This is a genomic window from Thermomicrobiales bacterium (genome assembly GCA_023954495.1).
Taxonomy (GTDB): domain Bacteria; phylum Chloroflexota; class Chloroflexia; order Thermomicrobiales; family CFX8; genus JAMLIA01.
The window spans coordinates 1-3,024 of the sequence record JAMLIA010000147.1; the positions used below are offsets into that span (position 1 = coordinate 1).

General features: G+C 64.4%; 3 protein-coding genes. 1 reads left to right on the forward strand and 2 read right to left on the reverse strand.

Going from position 1 to position 3,024, the window contains the following annotated elements:
• Positions 1-1,496: LON peptidase substrate-binding domain-containing protein (locus M9890_15685; GenBank protein ID MCO5178396.1), on the reverse strand; the 1,496-nt coding region annotated here is incomplete at its 3' end.
• A gap of 414 nt (positions 1,497-1,910) precedes the next feature.
• On the reverse strand, positions 1,911-2,372 hold the full coding sequence (locus M9890_15690; protein MCO5178397.1) for a hypothetical protein: 462 nt from the start codon (positions 2,370-2,372) through the stop codon (positions 1,911-1,913).
• Positions 2,373-2,499: 127 nt separating this feature from the next.
• Here M9890_15690 and M9890_15695 point away from each other — a divergent pair.
• On the forward strand, positions 2,500-3,024 hold a 525-nt coding region (locus M9890_15695; GenBank protein MCO5178398.1), incomplete at its 3' end, for a hypothetical protein.

Sequence of the window (3,024 nt, forward strand, 5' to 3'; positions counted from 1 at the left end):
GTGTAGCCGGTCAGCTCGATGATCTCCATGCGATCGCGTAGTGGTCGGGGCACATTGGCGAGGTAGTTCGCGGTGGTGATGAACAGCACCTGCGAGAGATCGTAGGGTGTGTCGAGGAAGTGGTCGGTGAACTCGCGGTTCTGCTCGGGATCGAGCACTTCCAGCATTGCCGAGGCCGGGTCGCCGCGATAGTCCGACGACATCTTATCGATCTCGTCGAGCAGCACAACCGGGTTGGTTGTTCCGGCAGTCTTCATCGCACCGATGATGCGACCGGGGAACGCGCCGATGTAGGTGCGTCGATGGCCGCGGATCTCCGCCTCGTCCCGCACGCCGCCGAGGCTGACTCGCACGAACGAGCGGCCCATCGCCCGGGCAACCGAGCGGCCGAGGCTGGTCTTGCCAACCCCCGGAGGTCCGGCCAGACAGAGGATCTGACCAGCCATCGCCGTCGAGATGCCCTGCTCGGCGGTCAGCTTGCGGACGGCCAGGAACTCAACGATGCGATCCTTGACCTGCTCCAGACCGTAGTGGTCAGCGTTCAGGATCTCCTCGGCGTGGTCGAGGTCGAGATTGTCCTCGGTCGAGTTATCCCACGGCAGCGCCATGATCGTGTCGATGTAGTTGCGCACGACCGTCGCTTCTGCCGAGACAGCCGGCATCCGTTCCAGCCGTTGCAGCTCCTTGTTCAGTCGGTCAACGACACTCTCCGGCAGATCGGCGTCGGCGATCTTCTGGCGTAGCGCCTCGATCTCGTTGCCGCCCTCGCCGGACAGCTCGTCGTGGATCGCCTTCAATTGCTCGCGCAGGTAGTACTCGCGCTGGTTCTTGTCGATCTGCTCCCGGACGCGGTTCTTGATCCGCTGCTCGAGGTCGGCCATCTCCACCTCAGTGGTCAGATGGACAGCCAGCGATTCGAGACGACTGGCCGGGTTGAGGTTCTCCAGGAACTCCTGCCGTCGTCGCACACCGGTGACGAGCTGGGTCGTCAGCAGGTCGGCCAGGTGGCCGGCGTCCGTCGCCGTCAGGATCATCTCCATGATCTCGGCGCTGAACTTGCTCTTCTTCTCGCTGTAGCGGCGCGTGAGATCGCGGGTCACCTCGATCAGCGCGGCGGCCTCGGATGGCGAGATCTCTTCGTCGTCGGCGCGCTCGGCACGGACGGTGTAGTACGGGCGGCTGTTATCGAACTGAACGATGTCGACGCGGTGGAGCCCTTCGAGCACCACCTGAATATTGCTGCCCTGCTGGCGCTCGACCGAGACGACCTCGGCCAGCGTGCCGAGGGAGTACAGGTCGTCCGGGCGCGGGTCATCCAGCTCCGGGTCGCGGTGGGCGGTGACGACGATCCGGCTATCGCGGGCCAGCGCCTCCTCGATCGCCTGAATCGATCGGCTCCGACCGACGAGCAGGGTGACGACGTTGCGCGGGAAGATCACGACGTTCTTGAGTGGAAGTAGCGGGTAGCGTACCGAATAGAGATCGTACTGGCTCATCTATGAAAACCATCCTCATCGGCCTGAGGCCGTCGATCGCGCGAGCCACGGTGGCGCAGGATGCCCACACTGGCCCAGTCGTGCGCGATCGGTCGGGCGGCGAATGGTGCGATGCACCGGCGCAAGGCGACGCAAGCTGCGGGATGACGCGTCGTCGACGAGCCATCAGCTCCGCAGCGTACCTGCGCAGGTTGCCGCGTGACTGCCGACTGATTGTACCCAAGCCCCCAACGCGAGGTGACTACCTGTCGACGCTCTACACCAACCGGCTTCGTGTGTAGACAGAGTATAGCATCGCGTACGTTCGCGCAGATATGCGATTTATGCTTCGTATAAACCTGTGGAATCCGTCGCTTTGCCGGGCAGAAATTGCGACCGTGTGTCACTTCCGGGGCGATCTGGCGCGGATTGCGCTCAGGACCCCAGCGCCGGACCGGCCGGCTCGCGGACGACTGGACGCCAGCGCACCCAGACGGCAGCTCCAAGCAGTGCGATCGAGGCGATTGCGAGGATCGGCTGGATCGGCTCGAAGAAGCGCACCGCCCCGCTGCTGCCCAGCAGAAGCAGGACCAGCTTGTTGCAGGTCGGGCAGCCGATGGCGAAGAACGACAGGAAGCCGCCGACTGTCGTCTTGCCCTGCTGTGTCGGGCAGGCGTTCGCGCGCGGCAGTGCATACGACGCTGCCAGCAGTCCGGCAAGCAGCGCCGTGATGATCAGAAAGACATAATCTTGCGGTCGCACCGGCGTCATCCGCATGAAGAACGGGTTGGGGATCACGTCGGTCGGGATACCAATGGCCAGCGTCGTGAACACCACACCGACGAGGCCGTAGAGTGTGGCCCGAGCGAAGTCTGGTGAACTGGTGATTGCGCGCATCTGTCCTCCTGTTGCTGCCTGGATTGTGGCCCAGATGGGACCGTGCGTGCCAGTTGCGTGTTTGTGATCGAAGCCAGAGCATCTATCATGGCCGGACATGAAGCACGATTTCGCGGAGGGGGCCAGCATGACGGTGTCGATCAGCGTCGAAGAAGCCAAGGAGCGTATCGCTGCGGAAGCGCGCGCACTGCACCCGCGCCTGATCGGGATGTCGCAGGACCTGCACGCCCATCCCGAGCTGGCGTTCGAGGAGCATCACGCGGCCGATCTGCTGACCAACGAGCTTGAGGAGCACGGCTTCGAGGTCGAGCGCGGCACAGCCGGCATGGACACCGCGTTCATCGCGACCTACGGCAGTGGCGAGCCGGTCGTCGCCATCCTCGCCGAATACGATGCGCTGCCGAAGCTCGGCCACGCCTGCGGCCACAACCTGATCGCGACCTGGGGCGTCGGTGCCGGCATCGCGCTGCGTCGGGCGCTGCCGGACATGGTTGGTACGCTGAAAGTGATCGGCACACCGGCTGAAGAGGGCGGCGGCGGCAAGGTCATCATGGCCAACGCCGGTGTCTTCGACGGCATCGACGCCGTCATGATGATGCACCCGCGCGACACGACCTACGCTGACCGCGGCTCGCTCGCCATCGCCCGCTAC